The sequence below is a fragment of the Halorientalis sp. genome, assembly GCF_028275115.1.
Lineage (GTDB): Archaea > Halobacteriota > Halobacteria > Halobacteriales > Haloarculaceae > Halorientalis.
In genome coordinates, this window is sequence record NZ_JAQCNH010000034.1 from 1 (window position 1) to 4,973 (window position 4,973).

7 protein-coding genes are annotated in these 4,973 nt (G+C 62.4%); 6 read left to right on the forward strand and 1 reads right to left on the reverse strand.

Annotated elements, in window-relative coordinates; translation table 11 throughout:
* Both Q0964_RS05810 and Q0964_RS05815 read left to right on the forward strand, forming a co-directional pair.
* A partial coding sequence (locus tag Q0964_RS05810; RefSeq protein WP_414652134.1) for an AAA family ATPase occupies positions 1-555 on the forward strand: 555 nt, incomplete at its 5' end.
* A 25-nt stretch (positions 556-580) separates the two neighbouring features.
* Complete coding sequence (locus Q0964_RS05815) at positions 581-1,537, forward strand: DUF1616 domain-containing protein (protein ID WP_299264651.1); 957 nt, start codon at positions 581-583, stop codon at positions 1,535-1,537.
* A gap of 266 nt (positions 1,538-1,803) precedes the next feature.
* On the opposite strand, the gene Q0964_RS05820 is transcribed toward Q0964_RS05815, so the two are convergent.
* Positions 1,804-1,941 (reverse strand): hypothetical protein, encoded by a 138-nt coding sequence (locus tag Q0964_RS05820; RefSeq protein ID WP_299264653.1) that lies wholly within the window; start codon positions 1,939-1,941, stop codon positions 1,804-1,806.
* 39 nt (positions 1,942-1,980) lie between these two features.
* Here Q0964_RS05820 and Q0964_RS05825 point away from each other — a divergent pair, with 39 nt between their 5' ends.
* From Q0964_RS05825 to Q0964_RS05840, 4 genes are all read left to right on the forward strand, one after another.
* The gene (locus tag Q0964_RS05825) at positions 1,981-2,934 is read left to right on the forward strand and encodes a DUF58 domain-containing protein (protein WP_299264655.1); all 954 of its coding nucleotides are present in this window, start codon (positions 1,981-1,983) and stop codon (positions 2,932-2,934) included.
* Positions 2,931-3,362, forward strand: a complete 432-nt coding sequence (locus Q0964_RS05830; protein ID WP_299264658.1) for a hypothetical protein — start codon at positions 2,931-2,933, stop codon at positions 3,360-3,362. Before Q0964_RS05825 ends, Q0964_RS05830 begins: the two co-directional genes overlap by 4 nt.
* 5 nt (positions 3,363-3,367) lie before the next feature.
* Positions 3,368-4,147, forward strand: a complete 780-nt coding sequence (locus tag Q0964_RS05835; protein WP_475405536.1) for a DUF7982 domain-containing protein — start codon at positions 3,368-3,370, stop codon at positions 4,145-4,147.
* A 31-nt stretch (positions 4,148-4,178) separates the two neighbouring features.
* Positions 4,179-4,973 (forward strand): outer membrane protein assembly factor BamB family protein (locus Q0964_RS05840; protein WP_299264663.1); only part of this gene is annotated, 795 nt, incomplete at its 3' end.

Below are 4,973 nucleotides of genomic sequence, written 5' to 3' on the forward strand. Positions count from 1 at the left end.
CTGTTCCGCGTTGACGTGCGTGCACCGGACAATGCATCGGGCCTGTCGTCGATTCTGACGACGGCCGAAAACCGACTTCCGACCGGCCACAGTGACGAGGATGTGGCGGAACAGTCGGAGTACGCACATCTCGACAGTGCCCCGCCTGCTCGGTCGGCATTTGACGATGACGTGCCGGTGAGCCGTGCAGTCGACCTCAGCAAGCGCCTCGTCGCGTCTGTCCACGTTTCCCAGCCCGTGCGAGGGTATCTTGTCACCATCGGACGGGCGCTCGCCGAGGACGAGCGACTCGCACAGGGGCCGTCACCTCGCGCGCTCATCTCGCTCCAGCGTGCGGTGAAGGCCCGTGCCGCAGTTGAGAAGCGGGCGCACGCACTCCCCGAAGATGTCGAGGCGCTGGCTGCTGACGCATTCGCACACAGGTTGGCGACGACTGGCGCGGAGTTCGATGGACCGTCGACACGCGACATCGTCGATACGACCGTCGAAGAGACCGTTATCCCCAGTCCGATGAACTCGGCCTCGTCGACGGACCCACAGGGAATCGATATCTAATGGTAGCCTGTTCTCAGAATCGGTTATGACGCAGACTCGAAACAACCTGAGCTCGCTCCGAGCGTACGTGGTCTGTGCGGTCTGTACGATACTGCTCGGACTCGTCGCCGCGCAACCAGCGCTCGCTGGCACGGCCCCACGACTCCTTGCGGCGACGTTGCTCGTGTTCTTTCTGCCCGGCTACGCCGTTCAAGCTGCCCTGTTCAGTCGCCCCCTCCCAACACGGACACGGATCGCTCTCGCTATTGGTACCTCGCCGGCACTGGTCGGTCTCACGATACTGGTGGGCAACGAACTCAGCGCTCGCGTTTCGTTTGAGCTGACAGTGATAAGCATTTGCTTGGTAACTGTCGTTCTGCTGGCGCTTGCCATGCGCACCGCCGAGCGCCAGACTCGTACCACCGGCAACGGTGGACCAGGCCTCGCTGAAACGACAGTAACGGATGCTGTCCCGACTCCCAGCCTGTCGGTCTCGCCCGGTGATGTCGACTGGCCCCGCTGGGGACCTGTGTTAGCCGCGCTGGTGGTGCTGGTCGCATTCTTCGCGCTCCCAGCACCGGCGCAGGGATACACCGAGTTGAGCCTGCTGACGACTGACGAGCAGGGCCGGCTGACAGCAGAAGGCTACCCCAGCACGATGGCAGCTGGCGAGGACTCGTCACTCACTGTCTCTGTTCGAAACGATGAGGGGAGACAACAGCGCTACGCCCTCGTCGTGACTCGCTCGTTAGCGTCTGCAAACGAGACCCTGCCGCTGGGACAGACCCAGCAGCTCACCGTCGCGTCAGGAACAACAGTCCGTGAGGAGGTTCCCTTCTCGGCACCGACAGTGGGCGGGCGGATGCGCCTGTCATTTGAGCTGTATCGCATCGGTCAGGGGGCGGGAGCCACGAGCACAGCGGTACAGACGGAGCAAACACCGATTCGTGAGGCCTGGCTCTGGATAACGGTCACGGCAGACACGCCAACTGAGGGTGCATGAGAGACCAACAGACCCATCAGCTTGACGTGTATCCGCACGAAATCGCATTCCAGTACCGCACCGAGTTCTATGTAACCCTCTGTGCAGCCGCCGGACTCCTGTTACTGAGCCCGATTACAGCCAGTCCGGCAGTGTTGGCCGGAGGTGTCGCACTGGGGTTATTCACCCTCGGCGAACTGTATGCCGCTACTGGGCGGGTTCGACACGCAGCCAGTGTGCTTTCCGTGGCGCTGACAATCGATCCCGGCGAGCACGAGCACCACTCACTACTGCGTGTGGATGCCGACGGTGGCGTCAACGCACTGCCAGCGGCTGTCCATGTTGGTTTCCCTGGTGGAACAGCCACAGAATCGGGTCCGGAGCGCCGTTCGACCGACGACTCGTGGCAGTACCAGGCGGTACATTCGGGAGCTGATATCTCCACCGAACTCACAATACGGGCCATGAGTTCGTGGTCGTTGCTCGGTGTCGAAACCACCCTCGTTGAGTCGACGGTGACCCTCCCGGACCAGTCGGAGGCCACCGGCAGTACGCTGGCGACGACGCTTGGGGTGACCGCTGGCCAGGCAACGACTCGACAGCACGGCTCGGAAGCAGATGGCATCCGAGAGTACACCAGCGGTGATTCTATCAGTGACATCGACTGGAAGGCAACGGCCAAGCATGGTCGTCTCCACATCCGGTCTCGCATCGGCGAGTCGGCGGCCCCGCACATGCTCCTTGTCGACCTCAGCAGCATCCCAGTCGCCGTAGTCCCAGCGGTTGAGTGGGCGAGTAGTGCGTTGCTGGGCGGTGTAGATATGCATCGACCTGTCGGCTGTGGGACCGTTGCAGTCACTGGAGAGCCACGAGTTGTCTCCCCGGAGCGTGGCCGAGTTGCTCGACAACAGATCGCTCAGACGGTCGAATCCGTCACCGAAGCGGCGCCGGAGGCGTCCACAGACGGGCAACAGCCATCGTATCCGGGTCACGCACCTGCACGTCGGGTTCTTGGTCCGACGACACGCGTCGGGGAGACTATCGACGCGTTCGCGGCGGGACAGTCACGAACCGACCGCAGCCCATTGCTACAGCTGCTGGCTCAGGTCCGCGCTTCGGTCGGTACGGGTGTGACCGTTTCGTTGCTCTGTGGTACACAGTTGCCCCAGCGGACGGTTGATGCGGTGCAGGCCGCCGCCAATACCTTCGGCGCGGTCGATACCTACGTTGTCCAGTCAGAGGCGGATTCAGAGCAACTGGTCGGGGCACTTGCTGACACCGACCGGTCCTCCGTGACCCGGGTCGTTGCCGAACGGTCGCCGGCCGTCGTGGCCAACCCGGGCGACGACCGTGTAGCTGCCGGCCACCACCGCGGTGATAATTCCCCTTCAGCAGTGGTAGGTGACAGCGGCAAATGACCGGATACCCGCGCGTCGAACTGACCCCTCGCTCGCTTGCTGCGGTCGGTGTATGCGCACTCGCCGTCGCCAGGTTCGGGGTTTTCGGGCTTGTTGTCCCCGCCGGGCTGGGTGCAGCGCTCTGGCTCGCGAGGCCGGTAGTTGGGGTCAGCGCTGTGACAGTACTGGTCGTGGCGCTGTCGGGGCAGCCATCGACGGCAGTCGCCACTCTGGTCAGTGTTGCCTTGCTGTTGCTGTCCCCGGTGATATTAACTAAGCGGGGTGCGCAGAGCCAGCAGACGTACCTCACTGTTGCGGCCGTCTGCGCGTCCATCACAGTCGGTGGCGTCGTGGTAGCGACAGGACAGGTGTGGCCGGCGGTAGTGCTTGCCGTGGCTGAACTCGGCGTGGCCGCTGTCGCCGTTGTCTGGTTTACCGTTCAGAGATGACATCCATGGTATCAGCAATCGAATCAATTGACACAGGTCGGCTCACTCGCCGCGTCAACAGCATCACAGCGCCACAACTCGTTCTTGTCGGTATCGCGCTCACTGCGGCAGTACTTGCGATTCCACTGCAAGGCGAGCGAAGTGTGCTTGTCGCAATCGCGGGCGTGAGTGGTATCATGGCTGTGTTCGCAACTATGCTTGCAGGCTCAGCACCGTCGACGACGGCCGCGAGTGAACGCGCGCGCCAGACACTCATCACGGGCTTACAGGACGACCTCTATCTGGCCACGGATGGCTGGTACGTCCCGGCAGACGGCGCAGTCCGCTTCTGGATACCGTCGACTGAGACCACTGATACCGTTCCCGACGGGCTGTTGACCGGGACGCTCCACCGGGGCCACGCAGCAGGTCTGACGGTGCCGCCAGTCGGGGCCGCAGTGGTGGATGCTACTGATGGCGCTCTCCCGACGACGGACTCGACAGAGGACGCTGTCTCGACTGCCCTCTCGGTCTGTTCACAACTTGGTCTGCTAACCGAGTGGACATTCGTCGAACAGGTCGACGCACCTGGTGCGGTCCACGTCTCGGTAGCAGCGCCACAAAGCGACGTTCAGCCAGTGGCCGCGCAGGGGACGGATACCTTACTGCAATCGGTTGTTGGGACCGTTGTCGCGAAGACCCGCGAGACTGCCGTTCGCGTACGGTTGGACGACACCAGCATCGGTGTTCAGATTGCTGTCGAAACACGGTCCTCGGATGGCAAGGACGCCAAGGAGACGCGATGACGCGTATCTACTCAGTCCAGAGGGCAGTTCGATGACTGATATCAGTGAAAAAATCCGGCAACTGTATTGCGATTTGGACCCTACCGAAAATAAAGAGCGGCAGACTAATCGGAGCGAGCCCCGGAACCAACTTGAGAAGACAGCAGAGAGAGAGGAGAGCGAGACGACGACAACCCGCCGGAGGGCCCTGAAGCTGCTTGGAGCGGGTGCAATAGGTGGGACCTGCTGGGCCATCTCCCAGTCGGGTCCACAGTCGCTTACTGCACAGTGGTCGACGCTGACCGGTGGGCCGATTGAATCGGCACCGACTGTGGCAGACGACACCGTCTATGTTGGAAGCATGGACGGCTCGGTGTACGCAGTCGACGCGCGAACCGGACAGGAGCGGTGGACGTTCGAAACAGGGGGGCCGGTGGCCTCGTCGCCGGCAGTCGCGTCCGGCACGGTTTATTTTGGAAGCATGGACGGTTCAGTGTACGCGGTCACTGCCGCGGACGGACGTGAACGATGGGTAGTCCCGACGAACGATCAAGTGGTGTCCGAACCCGCAGTCGTTGACGGAACGGTGTACGTCGGTAGTGCTGATCACGCTGTGTACGCAGTCGACGCGACGACTGGGCGTCGACAGTGGCGCGCCAACACCGACGAAGGTATCACCTCGTCTCCGACCCTGGTCAACGGCATACTTTTTATCGGGTGTCTCGACAACGCCGTCTATGCCTTCGACGCAGCCACAGGTCAAGTTCGGTGGCGATTCCAGACGGACGGGCATGTTCGAAGCACGCCAGCGGTTGCTTCTGGGACCGTTTTTGTCGGCAGCGCGGAT